General features: G+C 51.5%; 16 protein-coding genes. 7 read left to right on the forward strand and 9 right to left on the reverse strand.

What is annotated here, in order from left to right:
• Window positions 1-18 precede the first annotated feature (18 nt).
• Window positions 19-1257, reverse strand: coding sequence for an aminopeptidase (locus tag KNP68_RS11395; protein ID WP_214756694.1), 1239 nt, complete (start codon window positions 1255-1257; stop codon window positions 19-21).
• 113 nt (window positions 1258-1370) lie between these two features.
• On the opposite strand from KNP68_RS11395, the gene KNP68_RS11400 reads away from it, so the two are divergent.
• From KNP68_RS11400 to KNP68_RS11410, 3 genes are all read left to right on the forward strand, one after another.
• Window positions 1371-1778 carry a YkvA family protein gene (locus KNP68_RS11400; RefSeq protein WP_214756696.1) on the forward strand — a complete coding sequence of 136 codons (408 nt, stop codon included), beginning with the start codon at window positions 1371-1373 and terminating at the stop codon, window positions 1776-1778.
• A gap of 88 nt (window positions 1779-1866) precedes the next feature.
• Entirely contained in the window at window positions 1867-2733 is an 867-nt protein-coding gene (locus KNP68_RS11405) for a YitT family protein (RefSeq protein ID WP_214756697.1), read from the forward strand.
• A gap of 100 nt (window positions 2734-2833) precedes the next feature.
• Window positions 2834-5437 carry a putative bifunctional diguanylate cyclase/phosphodiesterase gene (locus KNP68_RS11410; RefSeq protein WP_251131498.1) on the forward strand — a complete coding sequence of 868 codons (2604 nt, stop codon included), beginning with the start codon at window positions 2834-2836 and terminating at the stop codon, window positions 5435-5437.
• A 40-nt stretch (window positions 5438-5477) separates the two neighbouring features.
• On the opposite strand, the gene KNP68_RS11415 is transcribed toward KNP68_RS11410, so the two are convergent.
• Window positions 5478-7547: an alpha-amylase family protein gene (locus tag KNP68_RS11415; protein ID WP_251128747.1), complete on the reverse strand. Its 2070-nt coding sequence runs from the start codon at window positions 7545-7547 to the stop codon at window positions 5478-5480.
• A 164-nt stretch (window positions 7548-7711) separates the two neighbouring features.
• Here KNP68_RS11415 and KNP68_RS11420 point away from each other — a divergent pair, with 164 nt between their 5' ends.
• Window positions 7712-8332 carry a hypothetical protein gene (locus KNP68_RS11420; RefSeq protein WP_251131499.1) on the forward strand — a complete coding sequence of 207 codons (621 nt, stop codon included), beginning with the start codon at window positions 7712-7714 and terminating at the stop codon, window positions 8330-8332.
• A 38-nt stretch (window positions 8333-8370) separates the two neighbouring features.
• Here KNP68_RS11420 and KNP68_RS11425 read toward each other — a convergent pair whose 3' ends face one another.
• Window positions 8371-10404, reverse strand: a complete 2034-nt coding sequence (locus KNP68_RS11425; protein ID WP_251131500.1) for a heavy metal translocating P-type ATPase — start codon at window positions 10402-10404, stop codon at window positions 8371-8373.
• Between the two features lie 109 nt (window positions 10405-10513).
• Window positions 10514-10876: an ArsR/SmtB family transcription factor gene (locus tag KNP68_RS11430; protein ID WP_214708921.1), complete on the reverse strand. Its 363-nt coding sequence runs from the start codon at window positions 10874-10876 to the stop codon at window positions 10514-10516.
• Window positions 10877-11022: 146 nt separating this feature from the next.
• On the opposite strand from KNP68_RS11430, the gene yhfH reads away from it, so the two are divergent.
• On the forward strand, window positions 11023-11181 hold the full coding sequence (gene yhfH, locus KNP68_RS11435) for a protein YhfH (RefSeq protein WP_021065246.1): 159 nt from the start codon (window positions 11023-11025) through the stop codon (window positions 11179-11181).
• Between the two features lie 35 nt (window positions 11182-11216).
• Here yhfH and KNP68_RS11440 read toward each other — a convergent pair whose 3' ends face one another.
• The 3 genes from KNP68_RS11440 to KNP68_RS11450 form a co-directional block, all read right to left on the reverse strand.
• The gene (locus KNP68_RS11440) at window positions 11217-11561 is read right to left on the reverse strand and encodes a fluoride efflux transporter FluC (RefSeq protein WP_214799605.1); all 345 of its coding nucleotides are present in this window, start codon (window positions 11559-11561) and stop codon (window positions 11217-11219) included.
• Window positions 11558-11965, reverse strand: coding sequence for a fluoride efflux transporter CrcB (crcB, locus tag KNP68_RS11445; protein ID WP_214799607.1), 408 nt, complete (start codon window positions 11963-11965; stop codon window positions 11558-11560). The genes KNP68_RS11440 and crcB overlap by 4 nt, the downstream gene beginning before the upstream one ends.
• Window positions 11966-12054: 89 nt before the next feature.
• Complete coding sequence (locus KNP68_RS11450) at window positions 12055-13257, reverse strand: ornithine--oxo-acid transaminase (protein WP_029596085.1); 1203 nt, start codon at window positions 13255-13257, stop codon at window positions 12055-12057.
• Between the two features lie 156 nt (window positions 13258-13413).
• On the opposite strand from KNP68_RS11450, the gene KNP68_RS11455 reads away from it, so the two are divergent.
• Entirely contained in the window at window positions 13414-15456 is a 2043-nt protein-coding gene (locus KNP68_RS11455; RefSeq protein ID WP_214799609.1) for an EAL domain-containing protein, read from the forward strand.
• A gap of 41 nt (window positions 15457-15497) precedes the next feature.
• On the opposite strand, the gene KNP68_RS11460 is transcribed toward KNP68_RS11455, so the two are convergent.
• Window positions 15498-16901, reverse strand: coding sequence for a basic amino acid/polyamine antiporter (locus KNP68_RS11460; protein ID WP_214799611.1), 1404 nt, complete (start codon window positions 16899-16901; stop codon window positions 15498-15500).
• Between the two features lie 224 nt (window positions 16902-17125).
• Between KNP68_RS11460 and KNP68_RS11465 the strand changes: the two genes are divergently transcribed.
• Window positions 17126-18754, forward strand: coding sequence for a peptide ABC transporter substrate-binding protein (locus KNP68_RS11465; protein ID WP_214756700.1), 1629 nt, complete (start codon window positions 17126-17128; stop codon window positions 18752-18754).
• A gap of 113 nt (window positions 18755-18867) precedes the next feature.
• Here KNP68_RS11465 and KNP68_RS11470 read toward each other — a convergent pair whose 3' ends face one another.
• A complete protein-coding gene (locus KNP68_RS11470; RefSeq protein WP_214799614.1) occupies window positions 18868-20460 on the reverse strand; it encodes a Na+/H+ antiporter NhaC family protein in 1593 nt (530 codons plus the stop codon).
• Window positions 20461-20535: the final 75 nt, after the last annotated feature.

The following is a 20535-nucleotide window of genomic DNA, read 5'->3' on the forward strand; positions in this document are numbered from 1 at the left end:
GATTCGTCTCTTGCTTGATTAAATGACCCAGTTGCCGTCACGCATGATGGCTTCGCGTGAACCGTCTTCGAGTTCACCGTCGATGTTCATCTCGGCCGAGCCAATCATGAAGTCGACGTGTGTCATCGAGTCGTTCGCACCGTTCTCGGCGAGCTCTTCAGCTGACATTTGTGGTCCGCCTTCGAGACATGTCGAGTAGGCGCGTCCGAGCGCCAAGTGGCATGATGCGTTCTCGTCGAATAACGTGTTATAGAAAAGGAGACCCGAGTTCGAGATTGGTGAGTCGTCCGGCACGAGCGCAACTTCTCCGATACGACGCGCCCCTTCATCGAGGTTCAACAACTCATCGAGTGCCTGTTGGCCTTGTTTCGCTTCCGCCTTCACGACTTTCCCGCCTTCGAACCAAAGCGTGAACCCATCAATCAAGTTGCCGCTGTAGCTGAGCGGTTTCGTGCTCGAGACGTGTCCTTCGACCGAATCTTTATCAGCGAGCGTGAACACTTCTTCGGTCGGCATGTTGGCGATGAAATCGACGCCGTCGATGTTCGGACCGCCGCCGCCAAGGAAGACGTGCTTCTTCGGCAAGCCGATCGTCAATTCCGTGCCCGGTGCCTTGTAGTGGAGCTTCGCATACTTCTTATTCGTGAGTAATGTCGCTCGTTCACGGAGCGATGTGTCGTGCGTATCCCACGCCGCAACGACATCCGGTTGGTCCATTCGCGTCGCTTCGAAAATCGCTTTCCAAAGGGCCGGTACAGCGTCTTCACGGTCTGGGAAGACTTTCTTCGCCCATGCTTCCGAAGCGCCAGCGACGATTGACCAGCTGACATTGTCGCTCATGACATATTTGCGCCATTTCGCGAGCGCCACGCCGGCAGCACGGTTCGAGTCCGCGATGCGTGACGACTCAACGCCGTTCAGTGCGTCCGGGTCGTCGCTGACGATCGATAGGAACGCCGTCTTCTCTTCGGCCAATTGCTCAAAGCGGGCCTTGAGCCATTCCGGGTATTCTTTGAAAGCATCCGCCGGGGCGTTGAAGTAACGGACTTTCGTCGTCTCTTCGTCGCTCCAGTTGACATATACTTGTTTCGCGCCAGCTGCGTAAGCTGCTTTCACGATTTGACGGACGAGCGGTGCTTGGCTAATATCAGCTCGGACTTCGAGCTGTTGGCCCGGCTGAATGTTGACGCCTTTTTTGACGGCAAGCTCAGCGTAGCGGGCAAATTCTGCCTCAGTCGGCATGGTTACAGTAGACATATGTACAGTTCCTCCTTTTTCACTTATTTCTATTTTCTTAAATTTTCGGAAAAGTTGCAACCAAATCGCAAAAACGGGCATATTAGTAGATGAAGACAGAAGGAGGAATATACATGTCAGATTGGAAAACAACGTACACACACTTTTTAACGAGCGCGACCGAGGACTATACCGACAATGAAACATTAGGTGACCTCTTGGTCCAAGGCGAACTCGCTCTCGCTAAAGTGACGGTCGACGTCGCTTCGAACGAGATTAGCAATATCGAACGGGAAGAAGAACTGACGCTCTACTTCCAAATGAAACAGTTGCTCAATATGTTGCGCGCCCTCTATAACGACCAGTTCGAGATGCAGCCAGACAAACAGCACGCCCTCGTCGCCGCCGTCCTCTACTTCGTATCCCCATTCGATGCGATTCCGGATGACGCTCCGCTCGGCTTATTCGATGACGCTCAAGTCATCGATTACGTTCATGAACAGCTCGCAAGTGATATCGACCGCTTCCATAATGAATTGTAATCAATCGTCCCTTGAAATTCCGACATCGTCGGAGTACGCTTGAATGAGTTTATGTCAAAGGGGGGCGTATGGCACCTAGCCATGATCTATGTACGCAAAAACTAGAAAACGGATCGCCGTCGAAACGACCTTGTTCCTCATCGCCGGAACGATTTTACAATCCATTTTTGTCGGACTACTGCTCAAACCAAATGAAATCGGGACGGGGGGCATCGTCGGGATCACGTTGATCGTCAATGAATTGTTCAACACGCCAATCGGGTTCACGCAACTCGTCTTGAACATCCCACTCTTCATCGTCGGAATTAAATATCTCGGAAAACGGTTTATCCTTATGACCGGGCTTGTCGTCGTCTTGTCATCCATCTTGATTGACACGCTACCCGTGCTCATCCCACCGACCCCGCTCGATGACCCGCTCGTCGCCTCGGTGTTCAGCGGAATCGTTTCCGGCCTCGGACTCGCCTTGCTGTTATTCGCAGGCGCTTCGACCGGAGGACTCGACATTCTCGGGAAAGTCATTTATACGAACAACCGGAACTTATCACTCCCGAAAATCTTTTTGACACAAGATCTCATCGTCTATATCCTCGTGTTCATCACGTTCGACATTAAAGCGGTCATGTATGCGCTCGTCCTCAGTTTCGTCCGGTCGCGGACGTTGTTGACGATTCACCGGTTCTTCTCGGCGCAAAAGCAGTGTTTCATCATCTGTAAGAAAGCCGATGAAATCAACCTCGTCATCAAGCAGAACTTGAAACGCGGCGTCACGATTATGGACGCGACCGGCGGTTACTCGAACGACTCGAAGAAGATGTTGTATGTCGTCGTCCAGAATAACGAGATTCCAAAACTGCGTCAAATCGTCTCCGAGATTGATTCAGAAGCGTTCATCACCGTCTCTGAAATCGATTCGGTCGTCGGTAACTTCAAAGAACATTCGTATACACTTTAATCGACAGCAACTTGCTGTCGATTTTTTTGTGTAACAAACGCATGAACAATCCGATAATAATGGTGAGCCTCTTAGACATATACAGAAGGAGGTGCATGAGTTGACCAACCACTCGTTGCGCCAAACAGTCCCCGCTTTGCTCGTCGGGACCTTTTTTCTCGGACTTTTATTGATTCTGTTCACCCCTTACGCCTTGAGGGAGACAAGTTTGTTCGTCTATTTCACGGCGGTCACTCTCATCGCGACCGTCTTTAGCGCGACGGCCGTGTTTCAAAATCAAGGGATGCGACGCTACATACATTTACTGATTAGCGCCGGCAATGTCTGCTTCATCGCTTATTTGGTCGGACACCATTTTGGCGCATCGACAGCAATCAACCATATGCCGTTCATTCAGAACTTTTTTTATTTGATTATGTCGCTGATTGTCATCACGCAATCGATTGAAATTCGGACATTGAAACTGCGAACATTCGACATTTTCGCCTTGTTCAGCTTCGTGTTGATCGGGGCGTTGCATCTGTTCATTTATTCGAACGACGGTGGGCGTTATGCGGCTCACTTGAACGGGTTTGAAGAACAGATGGTGTTGATTAGTCTCTACATGATGCTCGGCTTCCTGTACTTGAATCGCATCACCTCGGTCGGCCAAACGTTCCGTGTGCTCTTGTTGATCGGCATTCTCGGCTTCACGACCGCCTCGATTTTGAACCAATTGCTCATCTTCAACGGCATCGGCCATGAGTTGGTGCACCTGCTTCAAGTGAGTAGCATCTTTATCATTTCAATCAGCTACGTGTTCGATGAATCGAGAGAAGATGCCCTCGTCTATGACTCCGTGTTCGACTACGTCGTCTATAGCGCAATCGTCATGCTGTTCATGCTCGCCTCGGATCGTTTGCTCGGCACATCTGTGCTCGACTCGATGACGGCGAACGCCGTCTTGTTGCTGCTCATCCGTCAGTTCGTCGTCGCCAAACAAAACGCATTGATCAGTCACCGTTTACATACCGTCAATACCGACCTCGAAGTCGCGGTGACGACGAAGGCGCATGAACTCGAGGTTCGCGAACAACAGTATCGCTCGCTATTCGCCTATCATGCCGAACCGATTTTCTTGTTCGACCTCCATGGCGAAGTGTTGTCTGTGAACGAGGCCGGCAGCTCGGTGCTTGGTCATGATACGGAAACGTTGATTGGCTCCAACATTTTAGACATTATCGAACAAAAAGACCGGTCCGCCTATGCGACCGTGTTGCACGATTTAACGAACGGTCGCCCCCGGACGCTCGACGTCGATGTCGTCACCGAAGACGGGGCGAAACGGGTGTGGCAGTTGATGAATATTCCAATGATTATCGACGGCGAAGTCGAAGGCATCTATGCGATTGTCAAGGACATCACGCAAATGATCGTCCAACAAGAACAGATTTATTATCAAGCGAACCATGACAGTCTAACCGGGCTTCATAACCGCTACGCCCTGCAAGAACAGATTGAACGGCTGATCGCGGAAGGACGTCCGTTCTCGCTCATGTTCTCCGACCTCGACGGTTTTAAAGAAATTAACGACCAGTTCGGCCATCATATGGGTGACGAGTTGTTGCAACATATCGGTAAACGTCTGCGGGGCGCCTTGTTGCCGAACGAGTATGCGGGCCGGCTCGGTGGTGACGAATTCATCGTTGTCGCCGAGCATGACGACGATGAGATGCTCGTCGAACGGTTACGGCGCTCCGTCTATCGTCCGCCGTACTTCATGGGCGGGACGCTCGTCGAGATTCACGCGTCCATCGGTATCGTCCGCTATCCTGAACACGGTTCGACGCTCAAGCATTTGCTGTCGAACGCCGACCTTGCCATGTATAAGGCGAAGGACAAAGGACGCAACGAGACCGTTTTTTTCGCTCCTGAATTACGGGCCCACAAAGAAGAGCGCAAACTGTTGATGGAAGGGCTTGATACCGCCCTCGAGAAAGGCGAGATCTCACTTTATCTTCAGCCTCAAGTTGACGCTTCGACGAAAGCCATCATCGGGGCCGAGGCGCTCATGCGTTGGCAACGAGATGGCGTCTTCATCCCGCCAAGCCAGTTCATCCCGATTGCCGAAGAGACGGGGCATATCCATGATCTCGGCCGCTGGATGATTCATGAAACATTCCAATTGATGTACGCATTCGAGCAAGGCGATATCGATTTACCAAAACTATCGGTCAACCTATCCGTCCGCCAACTGTTCGATGAGCACTTAATCGAATATTTGACGACGTTATTCGAACGGTTCCCGATTGAACCTGGCCGACTTAACTTCGAGTTGACCGAGACGGTCGCGGCCCATCAATCCGACCGCGTGTTGACACGGATTCTCGAGTTGAAGGCGCTTGGCATCAAACTGTCGATCGACGATTTCGGTACCGGCTACAGCTCGCTCGCCTACCTCGTCCGCTATCCAATCGATGAGCTGAAAATCCCGCGCGAGTTCACGATGCAACTCGAAGAAAACCGGGAGTATCAGACCGTCACCGCGACCATCGTCGCGATGGCCCGGCAACTAGGGATGGCACTCGTCGCTGAAGGTGTCGAGACCGAGTATCAAGAGAATTTCTTACGGAAAATCGGCTGTGATTCGATGCAAGGCTATCGCTATGCGAAACCGATGCCACTCGATGAGTTTGTTATTTACTATATGAAGAAGACGATGTAACGAACATGCCCCGAATCGGTATCCGGTTCGGGGCATTTGCTCATTTCATCTCATAAATCTTCACTTCGCCCGGCTTCAAATCGACCCACAGGTCCCAATTCTCATCGAACGAATGCTCGGCGTACGGCCATGACGTCGGTGAGTACACCATCTCGGCGAAACGGCTCGCGTTCCAGTTGCGGCGTCGCACCCCGTCGAGCGGGACTTTCCCTTGCAACGGTTGGTGCATATCCGTATTGGCCACGACGAGAAGCGTCTCGTTCGTATCCGGACGCAACCAAGCGAGGCCGATGAACGGGGCATCCATATGTGCCATGGCGAGCGGTTCGAAATGACTCGGGTTGACGAGGACGTCCAACCAACGACGACGCACCTCGGCCACTTGATGCATCAGTTCGATCATCTCGTCTCGCTCCGGATGATCCCAATGGAACTGGTACGCATCGAAGAAAGCAAGCTTTCCAAAGTACGGATCGGTCGGGAAGAGTTGATACGCTTCTTCCGGTCGGCAGTCGAGCCCGGTGTTCATCGGCTGTGTCTCATACAGTTCGAGTCCAGAGTTCGTCATCGGGATGCCGTTCGGTACGAAGCCGTTCAAGACGGCGAGCAAGCGACTCGCCTGCCGTCCCCCATCTCGTGTCGCGATACGGCGCGTGTCTGCCGTTTCTCCGGCCGCAAACACCGGTAACGGTAAGAAGCGCGAGTCATATACGAACTGGTGCGTCTCATGTGTATCAAAGCGTGGCTCTTTATAGAACCCGTACCCGATAATCATGTTATAGCCCGCTTCTTTCGCCGCCCACGCACCGATTTCAATCAATTCTTCAGCGATGAAGCTGAAGTTGGCGTCGAGTTCACGCGGTTGCTGTAGAATCCGTTGCGCCAAATCGACCGGCAAGGCGTGCCCCATGTCGATGCGAGCTCCATCAATCCCATATTCACGCTGATAGTGCGGAATGATGTCGGCGAGCATCGCCCAGAGCGGCTCGTTGATTTGATCGCCTCGGAATTGATTCGATTTGATCGAGTCGAACAAGATATAAGGTGCCAAGTTCGCTTCGCTCACGTAAGGTGCTGCCGCTGTCGGGTGGTCCAAGAACAGACGGAAATACGTCACATCTGACCATGGTGGCTGCGGATCATTGATGCAATCGGAGAAGGCTGGAGCGGTCGTCAAGCCGAACTCGCGCTCGATGACGGCAAGCAAGTTCTCTTCTGGATGCTCGAGCAAGTACGCTCTCACCGTCTCCCACTTGTCCGCATCGACGAGATTCGGTGCCATCGAGAAGCGACGTAAGTGCGCCCAGACGTCTTCTGACCCATAAATCATAGGTAAGAAAGCATGCTCTGGTTTCACGTTCTCACCAATTCCTGGTACGTGCGGCGGATGATAGTAATCGAGTTCGGTCACCGGAATCCAATAAAACCATTCCGGATTTTCGAGAATGAGTCGGTTGTCACGAGCACATGTACGCGGGATGACATCGATGACGACACGAATCCCCACCATGTGACATGCTTCGACGAACGCCGCGAACTCTTCTTCGACCGTCAAGCCGTCTCCGGTCAACGTCTCTTTCAGTTCCTCATCGATTCCAAAAAAGTCTTGCACGGCATAAGGAGAACCAAATTCGCCTTTTTTGTTTTTATGACTGTGTTGCGAGATTGGCAATAAGAACAACGTGTCGATTCCCATGTAAAGGAGATGCGGAATCAACGCGAGCGTTTTGACGAACGTCCCTGTGTCTTTCATGCCGATCGAGTTCTCCATTTCGACATAGCCTGATCCATCATGATCCCATGATGTCGACGTCCGGACTTGCATCGAGTAGACCGATGCCCGCTTGATCCAATCGCCGCCAGTTTGCAAATATCCGTCCGCTTGGGCGACCGATTGATGGTAACCCCGTCCGTCGACCGCATGGGGAAGAATCGCTTTTTCAATCGTCTCGATCAAGAAATCATATGGATTGACCCGTTCGACCCCATCACGTACAGGCTCTGAAGCGAATTGCAGCCGGTTCCATAACGTCGGAATCTCATAATGGACGTTCGTTCGTTTTTCTTTCAAGACTTGGTGCAACTTGATTAACGATGAGTTCTCTGGCATGTGTATTCTCCTTATGAATAAAATCGTTCCTCTATCATTGTAAACGATATCAAGAAACGCATTACTATATTTTTATACCTTTACCCGAAATTTTCCTTTTCCAAAAAAATATTTTGCGACAAAATCGGTAAATAATGTACGATTGTATGGAAGGAGGGATGACCATGTCCCAACGAAAATGGCTGACCGTACTCATTTCGTTATCCGTCTTATCCATCCTCGTTCTCGCTAGTTTCGCCTTTCAACTTCGAGACACGAGACATCAACTCGAGTCGATTCATAGTCAACGCCTCGATTCCTATGATGCCATCGAAGAGATCATGTATTTTAACATTGAACGAGCCAACGCCATTCGCGGGTTGCTCGCCTACGAAGACCGGCGTTTTTTAGAATCGTATTACAGTATGTCCCAGCAAGCTGAAGAGTTGAAGACGTCGATCACGAACGACCCGCACACACCGAGCTCGCTGATTGATTTGCTTTACCGTGACGGAATATGGGAGCAAGGCGCCGCCGAAGTGCTTGTCTTTTATGAGCGCGGCGATCTCGAGGCCGCGACCGAGCTAGCCGAGACGATGACCGATCAGCGCCAAACGATCCTCGAAGATTTGCGCGCATTGAAGAAACTACAGTATGAAGACATCCGCAAACAACTCGTCGCGACCGAGAATCAAATCGATGTGTTGATTCAAGCCCTCACGTCGATTGCCACCTTGCTCATCGCCGCACTGCTCGTTTTGCTGTTTCTCCTCTTCAAAACACGAAAAAAAGACCGTCTCCAATGAGACGATCCCTCGACCTCAATTTCCATTGTGAGGTCTTTTTATTTGGAATGAATGAGACGTGCGGCGTTCCCGATGGCGAGCAAGGCAACCCCGACGTCAGCAAACACGGCTTCCCACATCGAGGCTAGTCCGAAGAGACCGAGCAAGAGGAAGAGCGCCTTCATACCGAACGCGAACGTGATGTTTTGCCAAACAATCCGCCGTGTCCGCTTACTCAATTCAATCGCTGCCACGACGTCTCGCGGAGCGTCGTTCATCAGCACGAGGTCGGCTGCCGTGACCGCTGCATCACTCCCGACGCCGCCCATCACGAGTCCGACATCGGCTCGTGCGAGCGCCGCCGCATCGTTCAATCCGTCACCGACAAAAGCGACCTTGCCAGTTGCCGCCAACCGTTCGACTTCTGCGACTTTTTGATGCGGAAGCAATTCGCTTCTCACTTCATCGATTCCAATTGCCGAACCGACGGCGGCTGCGACTTCTTGCCGGTCCCCGGACAACATGACCGTCTGATAACCATAGCGCTTCAAAGCTTGAATCGTTTCTTGCGCATCTGGCTTCACTTGGTCTCTCAACTCGATTCGGCCGAGCCAACGGTCATTTTTGACGATATGGACGATCGTCCCCGATGTCTCCGCCGGGGTTGGATAACCCAATTTTTGAACATAGCGGGCGCTGCCGACGTAAATGCGGTTTTCACCGTCGATCGCCATCAACCCGTATCCCGGTTCTTCTTGAATCATCGAGAACGGTGCGACTGGACCCGCATGCTCGACGATTGCTTTTGCGAGCGGATGCGTGGAGGCCATCTCAACACGGGCGGCAAGCTGAAGCAACTCGTCTGTCGTCAGCTCCCCGTTTGTCACGACATCGGTCACTTCAAAGCGGCCGGTCGTGAGCGTACCGGTCTTATCGAATACGACCGTATCGACTTCGGCGAGCACATCTAAATATTCGCCGCCTTTCACTAGGATGCCCCGCCGTGAACCTGCTCCAATCCCACCGAAATAGCCGAGTGGAATCGAGATCACCAAGGCGCATGGACAACTGATGACGAGGAAAATCAAGGCCCGGTATACCCATTCCTCGAGATTTCCGACAAACAGTGGTGGAACAAATGCGACGACCGCCGCGAGCACGACGACGACCGGCGTGTATACTTTCGCCAACCGTGTGATCATCTGTTCCGTTCTCGCCTTGTTCATGCTCGCTTGTTCGACGAGGGCAATCATTTTTTGCAGGCTCGATTCAGTCGCCGGGCGTTCGACTCGTATTTCGAGCCGCCCGTCAAGGTTGACCATTCCCGCAAGGACGTCTTCCTCGGGACCGATTGGGCGTGGTAACGACTCACCTGTCAGCGACGCCGTATCCAATGAGCTCGAGCCTCGCAGCACACGACCGTCCATCGGGATCTGTTCGCCTGCTCGAACGATGATGATGCTACCGGTTGCGACCTCTTCAGGACGTTTTTCTACTTCTCGTCCATCTTCGAACACGCGCGCAATCGTCGGTTTCATGTTCAACAGCGATTGAATCGACCGTCGCGAGGCGTGGACGGCCCGCGCTTGGAAGTATTCACCGAGCTGGTAGAACAGCATGACGGCGACCGCTTCCGGATACTCCGCAATCGCAATCGCACCGATCGTCGCAATCGACATTAAAAATTTTTCATCAAACCATTCCCGATGCCATACGTTGCGAATTGCGGCATAGACGACGTCATAGCCTGCGACCACATAGGCAATCGCGTACACAAAGAGCAAATCGGTGTACAGACCGACGAGCAGCAGGGCGAACGCGACGCCAAACCGCCACAATAAGCGACCCGACATCGGCACTTCCGCCTCGTCTTTGACAAAATGTGCTCCCGGTTCAATTCGCCCCATCGTCGCTTCGATGGCGCGGAGCGTCTTCGTGTGATCCTTCGCATCATCCCATTCGATAATCATTCGACTTGTCGCAAAATCGATTTGACAAGCGGCGACACCGTCCTCTCCCGTCACGCTTTTCTCGATTTTGGCGGCACAGTTCGTACATGTGATCCCTTCGACAGGTAATACATCCCGTTTCATAATTATCTCGCCCCTTTACATTCAAATGTTCATTTGAATATATCGTAACGCTGTTCCATCACAATTACAACCGAAAAAAGAGCCGACTGGAATCCCAGCTGGCTCTTTGTCACGCATCAATTTGTTCGGCACTGTGGGCCATCGCGATCTCGACGAGTAGCCGGACGTGATCATCGTCGAGTGAGTAGTAGACTACTTTTCCTTCTTTTCGATATTTGACAAGCCCTTGCTCGAGCAACGTCCGTAAATGATGCGACGCCGTCGCGTTTGAATGTCCGATCACGGCCGCCACGTCACAGACGCACAGTTCCCGTTCTAACGTCAGGACGTACAACACTTTAAGCCGGGTCGGATCGGCGAACGCCTTGAACAATCGGCTGACTCGAACCGCATCTAGGTCTGTCAGTGCCCGTTGTAACACCGTCACATCTTCACTTTGAATGGCGATTGTTTCACACTGGGGTGCTTTCATCCGTCTCACCTCGTTTTCTGTACTCTCATTCTAACAAAATCCGATTTATAAATCTGTTATATATTATTGTTGACTTATACACCACTGTTATAATACAATCAAAACAACATAACAGCTACGTTACTTAAATAAAGGGGGCAGTTACAATGAATGAATGGGCAAGCCGACTTGAATCTTCCGTCGAATTTTATCGGAAGTTACCGGACAAGACGTGTCAAGAATGCGGGAAACAGATGGATGAGCAGTGCGAGTCTTACGAGAACACGTGCCCATCCTGTGCTGAAAAACTGCAACTTAGCGAATAAAGCAAATCCCTCGGAACAAGTTTCCGAGGGATTTTTCATGGCAGATGATAACCGAGATAGGCCGCCAGCAGACCAAGTACATAGGTCGCAAGCAAATACATCCCGAAACGAAGCCAGTCTTTGGCGACGAACCGCATCACTTCGAGCTTGAACGTCGAGAACGTCGTGAACGAACCGAGAAAGCCGACACCGAGTCCGAGCATGAGCGTTTGGTGAACACTCGCCCCGTATAAATACCCAAGTCCAAACGAACCAGTCACATTGACGATGAGCGTCGCCCACGGGAACGCCGATGTCGTCCGGGTTTTGACGAACTGACCGACCCCGAATCGCGCCATCGCCCCGAAGAACGCGCCGATCATGATGACGAGAAGCGTCATCGTACTCCCCCCTCTCGCATGACAGCCCGATCGAACCGTCGCCGCCCAAACCAAAATCCGAGCCATGAACTGAACAGCCCAAGTCCGAGACTGAGCGTCACATAAAGCAGAGCTGAACCGAATGCGTCAGCCTCTAGCAATTCAATCGTCTCCACACTGAATGTCGAGAACGTCGTAAACGAGCCGATGAACCCTGTCCCGACCGCGGTGACGACACTCGGGGAGAGTCGTCCGGACCGAAACAAGAAGTGTGTCAGCCAACCGAGCGCGAAACTGCCTGATAAATTGATGAGCAGCGTCCCGAGCGGAAACATACCGACCCAAAACGTCTCGATGCCCGTGCCGATCCCATAACGTGCCAAGGCACCTAGCGCTCCTGCCAAACCGACGTATACATATAGCATCGCCAGGCCTCCCTTCAAAAAAACACCTGCCGCGCGCACGTCGCGAGACAGGTGTTGAGTCTGTAACCATTATACCAAGCGATGCGTGATCACGAAATAGCTGCTGGTGCGAACACGGCCGAGATGGCCTCGAACGCCTCATCGAGCTCCTCTTTCGTGATGACGAGTGGTGGTGCCAATCGAATCACCGTCTCATGTGTCTCTTTGCAGAGTAGGCCACGTTCTTTAAGCGCCTCACAGTATGGACGGGCTGCTTCCGTCAATTCGATCCCGATGAACAGACCGCGACCGCGCACATCTTTAATGAGCGGATTGTCGATTGATTTCAAACGGTCCATGAAATATGTCCCGAGTTCGAGAGAACGTTGTGGCAACTGCTCTTCTTCTAACACTTCGAGTGACGCGATCGACACGGCCGCCGCGAGCGGATTCCCTCCGAACGTCGAACCGTGTGAGCCTGGATTGAATACACTCAAGACGTTTTCATTGGCCGCCACACACGATACCGGGAACACGCCGCCCCCGAGCGCTTTTCCGAGAATATACATATCTGGCTCCACATCTTCCCATTCGATGGCGAACCATTTGCCTGAGCGACCGAGCCCTGACTGAATCTCATCGGCCACAAATAACACGTTATGCTGTTGGCACAACTCGCTGGCACGTTTCAAGTAACCAGCCGGTGGGATGATGATGCCGGCTTCGCCTTGAATCGGTTCGACGATGAACGCCGCCGTATTTTCAGTGATGGCCGCCTCGAACGCATCGATGTCACCGTACGGCACGACTTTAAACCCTGGCAATAGCGGTCCGAATCCACGTTGGTATTCCGCTTCTGTCGACATCGACACCGCCGCCATCGTCCGGCCGTGGAAGTTGCCCGAGCAGACGATGATTTCCGCTTGACCTGGGATTTGTTTCACTTCATACGCCCAGCGCCGCGACGCTTTGACAGCCGTTTCGACCGCTTCCGCACCTGTATTCATCGGCAACACCATCTCTTTGTTTGTAAGCGCTGCCACTTTTTTGTAGAAACGACCGAGTTGATCATTGTAAAACGCACGTGACGTCAGCGTGATTTTATCGGCTTGGTCCTTAAGCGCTTGAATGATTTTCGGATGACAATGACCTTGGTTGACGGCCGAATAGGCACTCAACATATCCATGTAGCGGTTCCCCTCTGGATCTGTCACCCAGATCCCCTTCGCTTCCGAGATGACGATTGGAAGTGGATGATAATTGTGCGCCCCGAATTTCTCTGTCAATTCAATCACTTCTTGTGTCTTTGACATTTGATTTCCCCCTTATCAAAAAACTAACTTACTCCTTCAGTATATGATGACCGTCTTTCTTTTGACAACGACCAACTTGCCCATTCCTCGGTTTGGCAAAATAAGGTACACTGAACGTAGAATACGATTCATTTGATGTAGATTGGAGGAAACAATGTGGCTTCATTGCGTGATTTGCCGATTGACGAGTTTATCGATGCTTTATCTGTCCCATGCTGTTACATCAATCTCGATGGCAACGTCCTGCTGTGGAACGAATATGCGGAAACGCTGTTCGGATGGGGACGAGACGAGGTGCTTCACCATCCGCTCCCTGTTGTCCAACACTTACAGGATGCGCTTGAATCCTGGTCACCGATGCTCCTTCAATATCCGTTCTCGACGACGGCGATGACGCCGTTCAAACATAAAAACGGATCAGTCGTCTATGCGACTGCTTATTTACAATCTTTTTTCATCAACGACTATACCGGGTACTTCCTTGCGTTCCTGCCGAAAGGGTTTGGGCCGCTCATCAGCACGGAACAGTTCAATCTGCTTCACCACTTTCAAGCGATGATTGAACAATCGACGTATTATTTGGCAACAAACGCTTACGGCGAGATTACAGAAATCAATCCGTTGCTATGCGGATTAATCGGCGCACCCGATCATCAATTCATCGGTCGTAACTGGTTCGAGCTCATCCATCCGTCATTTGAGAATCATCCGCTTGCCGAGGACGTGCTTCAAGCACTTACGACCGACCGCATCTGGAACGGTGAAATGCCCGTCCGTTCCGAGCGGCATGTCCGCAACATGTGTTGGCTCAATTTGACGGTCGTCCCGATTTTGAGTGATGAAGGCGAAATCGTACAGTATACCGCCTTCGGCTTTGACGTCTCAGATAAAAAGCGACTCGAGCAAGAGGTCAATTATCTCGCGTACCATAACGACTTGACCGGACTCTTGAACAAGAAAGGATGGCTCCGTCAGTACAGCCACGTGTTGACGGATGTCGATCAAGGAGATGGCTTGGTTCACGTCGCCTTGTTCGATATCGATCGCTTCAAAATCATCAATGAATCGTTCGGTTCACGCGTCGGCAACGAATTGCTCCTTCAAATCAAGGACCGGGCTGCGCAGTTCTTGCCTGAGACGAGCGTCATGTTCCATCCGTCGGGTGGCTTGTTCGGGTTGATTTTCTTTGAACAGTCGAAAGAAGAAGTATTCCAGTTGCTGCGCCAACTGCAACATGAATTGCAGCGTCCGTTCCGGATTTATCATCACTCCATCATGGTATCGATTTCCATCGGGTGCGTCTTCTATCCGTCCGCCACGTCTTCATTAGAAGAACTGTACACGCGCGCCGAGAGCGCCCTGTTCAAAGGCAAACGAATCGGTGTCGGGACAATCCAGTTCGTCACGAAAGATATGGACGATGCGTTCTCACGTCAAATCCATATCGAGAAAGCACTTTATCAAGCACTTGAAGAAAAACACTTCTATTTAGAATATCAACCAAAATATGAGTTAAAGACTGACACGCTCATCGGGTTCGAGGCGCTTCTCCGTTGGCATCATGATGAACTCGGACAAATCCCACCTTCAGAGTTCATCCCGCTCGCCGAGGAGATGGCACTCATCGTCCCAATCAACAACTGGGTCATTCTCGAGGCGGCCAAACAGTTGAAAGTCTGGCAGCAACTCGTCGACCGCCCGTTGTCGATGGCCGTCAACATTTCACCGAATCAATTCCGGAGCGACAGCTTCATCAATACGCTCCGTAATATCAAGCAACAGCTCAATTTGAACCCGTCTGACATCATCCTCGAGATTACCGAGAGTCTCGTCATGCAGCAGACGGACGAGATTATCGCCCGGATGGATCAAATCAAACGTCTCGATTATCGCCTATCCATCGACGACTTCGGGACCGGCTTCTCGTCACTGCAATACTTGAAGTCGTTCCCGGTCGACGAGCTAAAAATCGATAAAGTCTTCCTCGATGATTGGTTGACGTCGAAGTCACACTTACTCGATGTCATCGTCCACCTCGGCAAGAGCCTGAATCTGCACGTCGTGGCCGAGGGTGTCGAGGACCAAGAGATGCTCGACCACTTGAAACAAACCGCTTGCGACTCGTTCCAAGGGTTCTTGTACGCCAAGCCGCTCCCTCCAATTGAAGTCGTTCGCTTATTGACGGACAACAGTCAATGAAAAAAGTCATCGCGCGTCTCCCGACGTACGATGACTTTTTATTATAGGCTAATCGTCGCCGTCCATAGTCCATAGACACCGTACGTGGCTGCCAAGAGGATGACGACCGCAATCATGTATTGCAACCGGCTGAGGTACGGCCGGCCTTGTTCGCGTTCGGCCAACATGAAGACGAACACGCCCGGCGCGTACAAAATCATGGCGATGAGCATATACTCGACACCTGACGCATAAAGGAGCCAGGCCGCATAAACGGTCGCAATCCCGGACATGACGAGCATCGGGCGTGTTCCGGTCCGCCGTGCCTCTTTCCAACCGAACAAGGCCGAGAACAAATACGGCACGAGCGCCGCGATGCCGGCGATGCTCGATAGCACCAAGTACGTCTGTTCCGAGAAGAGAGCGATGATAGTGACGAGTTGCGTGAACGCTTGTGTGATGAACAAGGCACTCACCGGCGTCTCATTTCGATTGAGCCGATTGAACAGTTTCGGAAACACGCCGTCACGACTGGCGACGTACGAAATCTCCGTCGCGAGAATCGTCCACCCGAGCAGGGCACCCGAGAGCGAGACGAGTAGTCCGATGTTGATGATGGTCGCACCGACTGGTCCGACGACGACCTCGAGCACGTACGCCATCGACGGTTCCGAAAGTGCCGCGAGTTGTTCCTGGGTCATCACCCCGAACGATAAAATCGAGATCATCATATAAATAACAAGCGTTCCGACGAGTCCGATCACCGTCGCCCGACCGACGTCTCGTTTGTGGCGGGCACGTGATGATAGGACGACCGCCCCTTCAATCCCGACGAACGCCCAAAGCGTCACGAGCATCGTCGACTTCACTTGCGGGAACACCTGTGACCAACTGAATCCCGATTGACCCCAGAAGTCGATTTGGAACGTATCGATTCGAAACGCAAACAAGATGAGGACAATAAACAAAAAGATGGGTACAAGTTTTGCGATCGTCGTGACGATATTGAGTAGCGCCGCTTCTCTCATACCGCGCGAGATAATCCAAAACAGCCCCCAAATGACGACCGCGCTCATAAGTAAGCGGAACGTCCGGTGCTCGGCCGAAAAGATCGGAAAGAAGTAGCTGAGCGTGCTGAAGATTAACGTGATGTTCGCGACCGTCCCGATCCACGCCGACATCCAGTAGCCCCACCCGCTATTGAATCCGACAAACTTGCCGAATCCTTCTTTCGCATAGGCGTAAATCCCACCTTCAAGTTCAGGACGTGTATTGGCTAAAAATTGAAACACGAACGCGAGCATGACCATCCCGATACCGGTGATCGTCCATCCGATTAACACCGAACCGACTCCAGCACCTTGTGCCATCGCTCCCGGTAAATTAAATGCGCCTCCGCCAATCATCGTTCCAACGACCATGGCAGCAAGCCCAAAAAAGCCGATTCCGGCTGACTGTGACTTCATTTAAAACCCTCCACAAAAAGTTGACGTCTGACGAATAACTATACATCGATAATGTATAATCATTCGATGATTTCCTTATTCTACTGAAACTAATGGTGTTTAGATAGGTATTTTGCTAATGTTTATATTTTCGAATAATTTAAAAAATTTTATTGCGCATTCATCTTGTTTGTAGTTTAATTGCAATATATTCGAAACAATCAGAATTTTCGGGAGGTAACACAATGCGCAACAAAAAATGGTTAGCTTTATCGGGTGTCGCTTTGCTTGCGACAGCAGCATGTGGCGGCGGAGAAGAAACAACAGATTCGTCTGAAGGATCTTCATCAAGTGATGCGAAAAAGGAAATCACGCTCGTCTCGGCGACAGATTTACCACAGCTCGATCCGACGCTCACAACGGACTCGACGTCAATCATCGTGACGAACAACGTCTTCGAGGGACTGTATCGTCTGGATGAAAATAACCAACCGGTACCGGGAATTGCTGAAGACGTAGAAATTTCAGAAGATGGACTTACATACACCTTCAAATTGCGTGACGCGAACTGGTCAGACGGTTCACCGGTCACAGCTGAAGATTTCGTCTACTCATGGAAACGTGCCCTCAATCCTGAGACAGGTGCCGAGTACGCGTATATCCTTCAAGATTTGAAAAACGCCAATAAGATTCTCGCAGGCGAAGAAGAACTCGATACGCTTGGCGCGAAAGCGCTCGATGAGAAGACACTCGAAGTACAATTGGAGGCACCTGCCCCTTACTTCCTCGGGTTGACAGGATTCCCGACGTACATGCCGCAAAAGCAAGAGTTCGTCGAAGAACAAGGCGAGTCGTTTGCGACAGCTGTCGATAAGACACTTTACAACGGACCATACGTGTTAGATAGCTGGCAAGACAATGAAGGTTGGGTCTATAAAAAGAACCCTGAGTATTGGGACGCTGAAAACGTCAAGATGGATACGATCAACGTCAAGGTCGTTAAAGAAGTCGCGACGGGCGTCAACTTGTTCGAATCGGGCGAAGTCGATTACACGCTCTTGTCATCTGAATTCGTTCCACAATTCCAAGACTCGGATGAGTTCAAGACACGTGCCGACGCACGAATCAACTTCCTTCGTTTCAACCAGAAGAACGAATCACTTCAAAACGTCAACATTCGTGAGGCACTCGCAAAAGGCTTCGATAAGCAAGGCGTCACAGACGTCATCTTGACGGACGGTTCACAGCCGGCCAACTATATCGTCGCGAAAGACTTCACGTTCACAGAAGATGGAGCTGACTTCCGTGAGAAGTATCCAGACCTTCAAAGCTATAACGTCGACGAGGCGAAAGCTGCATGGGAGAAAGGTCTTGCCGAACTCGGTGTCGAGACAATCGAACTTGAGTTCCTCTCACGTGACGAAGAAGCGTTCAAGAAAGTCAACGAGTATATCAAAGGTGAGCTCGAGAAGAACCTTCCTGGCCTCACAATTAACATTAAGCAACAGCCGTTCAAAAACTTCCTTGAACTTGAAGGCGCTGGCGACTATGACGTCTCCGCTGCCGGTTGGGGCCCTGACTATCAAGATCCGATGACGTACCTCGACATGTGGGTCACAGACGGTCCGTTCAACCGCATGGCTTACTCGAACGACGAGTACGACAAGTTGATTCAAGGCGCGAAACAAGAAGCCGATCAAATGAAACGTTGGGAAGCGATGCAAGAAGCCGAACGCATCTTGCTCGAAGATGATTTCGCGATCGCACCGATTTACCAAAAAGGTGAAGCTTACCTTGAGCGTTCAAACATCGAAAACATGTACCGCCACCCGTTCGGAGCTGACGCTAGCTTCAAATGGTTGGACGTCAACTAACCCACAAACCCTGCCGCTTGCTTGCGGCAGGGTTTGTTTGTTGGGGCTATGCCGTTGTGACGCAAAAAAAGGGGGCGTACCACGAAGTTGTGGTACGTCCCCTATCTAGATGATTACGCTTCGCGCTCAGCCCGCATATCGGCTGGTACGCGTCCGCGTTTTGAAATGATTTGTGCAATGATGAGAGCCACGATGAACGTCGCGAGGGCTGCAAAGAATCCAATCCACATCGATCCCGAAACACCGAGTACCAAATATCCGACAGCTGCCACGCCCGCTGAAATCAACGCGTATGGAAGTTGCGTCAACACGTGGTCGATATGGTGCGATCCAGCACCCGTCGAACTGAGAATCGTCGTATCCGAGATTGGTGAACAGTGGTCTCCGAACACCGCTCCGGCGAGAACAGCGGCAAGTGTCGGAAGCAAGAGCTCCGGCTCGACTGCCATAATCAAATCGGCTCCGATTGGAAGCATGAGACCGAACGTCCCCCAGCTCGTTCCTGTCGAGAACGCCATGAGACCGGCGATCATGAACAAGAGGAACGGCAAGTAAGATGGTGAAATCGAATCCGTAACGAAACTTGCCAAGTAGTCACCTGTCTTCATGTCACCGATGACGGCGATAATCGTCCAAGCAAACAACAAGATGAGCACTGCTGGCCACATGGCGCGAATTCCGCCCCATGTCGCTTGTCCATAGTCTTTCGCCGGAATCTTGCGGCCAATCAACAATAAGAGGGCGACAATCAAGCTGATGACAGCACCCGTTACCAGGGAACGTGTCACGTCTGTTGATTCGAACGCTCCGATCAACGAGAAGCTCTGACCGTCAGCGGCAAGCGCCTGTCCGCCCGTGTAGAGCATGGCCGACACCGTCGCGATAATCAAGGCGATAATCGGAACGATCAAGTCACGTACTTTTCCACCTTCATGTTCGTTCAAGTCTTCACTCATCCCCATCGGTGCACCTTTCGATGTATCGTAGAGCTCCCCTTGGAGGGCACGGAGTTCATGTGTGCGCATCGGTCCGATGGCAAGTCCCGTGTAGGCGACGTAAGCCGTCAAGAGAAGCGCGAATACCGCGTAGAAGTTCATCGGGATGATTTGGATGAACGCTGAGAACGATGAGTAGCTATCAATCGAATACTTCGCCAGGATACCTGCGATGATGGCGATGATATAAGCTCCCCAACTCGAGAGCGGGCTGATGACGCAGACCGGTGCGGCAGTCGAGTCAATCATGTAGGCGAGTTTTGCACGTGATACTTTTTTACGGTCTGTGAGCGGTCGGCTGATGTTCCCGACGGCTAAACTGTTAAAGTAATCGTCGATGAAAATTAAAATCCCAAGTCCGAACGAGACGAGACGAGCACCGCGGGCTGTCTTGACGTTTGAAGCGGCCCACTCTCCGAACGCGCGGGCGCCGCCCGACGTTTGGATGATCGATGACAAAATCCCAAGCAAGAGCAAGAACGCGATTAACAGCACGTTCCATTCATTGATGGCCCCATCCGCCCAAAATAGCGCAATGATGTTTGACCATAAATACTGAATCGATTCGAGCGGGTTGAAATTGTGAAGCAGTAGCACCCCTGCGATAATCCCGACACCGAGTGACGGAATGACTTTCCGTGTTGTGATGGCCATAATAATGGCGAGTAAAGCCGGTACGAGTGATAGTACCGAAGTTGAATAATCTACCATGCTGATTTCCTCCTCTTCTATTTGAGATGAGGCCCCCCTATGCTTAAAAAAACGCAAAGCGAGGGCATCGGCAAC

Source organism: Exiguobacterium sp. s50, assembly GCF_018618175.1.
Taxonomy (GTDB): Bacteria; Bacillota; Bacilli; order Exiguobacteriales; family Exiguobacteriaceae; genus Exiguobacterium; species Exiguobacterium chiriqhucha.

Coding starts and splice junctions, on each gene's coding strand:
- KNP68_RS11400 (WP_214756696.1), top strand. CDS start 1,371: ATGTCAGATTGGAAAACAACGTACACACACTTTTTAACGAGCGCGACC.
- KNP68_RS11430 (WP_214708921.1), bottom strand. CDS start 10,876: ATGAAAGCACCCCAGTGTGAAACAATCGCCATTCAAAGTGAAGATGTG.
- crcB (WP_214799607.1), bottom strand. CDS start 11,965: ATGCTATATGTATACGTCGGTTTGGCAGGAGCGCTAGGTGCCTTGGCA.
- KNP68_RS11425 (WP_251131500.1), bottom strand. CDS start 10,404: ATGAAACGGGATGTATTACCTGTCGAAGGGATCACATGTACGAACTGT.
- KNP68_RS11405 (WP_214756697.1), top strand. CDS start 1,867: ATGTACGCAAAAACTAGAAAACGGATCGCCGTCGAAACGACCTTGTTC.
- KNP68_RS11460 (WP_214799611.1), bottom strand. CDS start 16,901: ATGAAGTCACAGTCAGCCGGAATCGGCTTTTTTGGGCTTGCTGCCATG.
- yhfH (WP_021065246.1), top strand. CDS start 11,023: ATGAATGAATGGGCAAGCCGACTTGAATCTTCCGTCGAATTTTATCGG.
- KNP68_RS11465 (WP_214756700.1), top strand. CDS start 17,126: ATGCGCAACAAAAAATGGTTAGCTTTATCGGGTGTCGCTTTGCTTGCG.
- KNP68_RS11450 (WP_029596085.1), bottom strand. CDS start 13,257: ATGTCAAAGACACAAGAAGTGATTGAATTGACAGAGAAATTCGGGGCG.
- KNP68_RS11420 (WP_251131499.1), top strand. CDS start 7,712: ATGTCCCAACGAAAATGGCTGACCGTACTCATTTCGTTATCCGTCTTA.
- KNP68_RS11415 (WP_251128747.1), bottom strand. CDS start 7,547: ATGCCAGAGAACTCATCGTTAATCAAGTTGCACCAAGTCTTGAAAGAA.
- KNP68_RS11440 (WP_214799605.1), bottom strand. CDS start 11,561: ATGACGCTTCTCGTCATCATGATCGGCGCGTTCTTCGGGGCGATGGCG.
- KNP68_RS11470 (WP_214799614.1), bottom strand. CDS start 20,460: ATGGTAGATTATTCAACTTCGGTACTATCACTCGTACCGGCTTTACTC.
- KNP68_RS11395 (WP_214756694.1), bottom strand. CDS start 1,257: ATGTCTACTGTAACCATGCCGACTGAGGCAGAATTTGCCCGCTACGCT.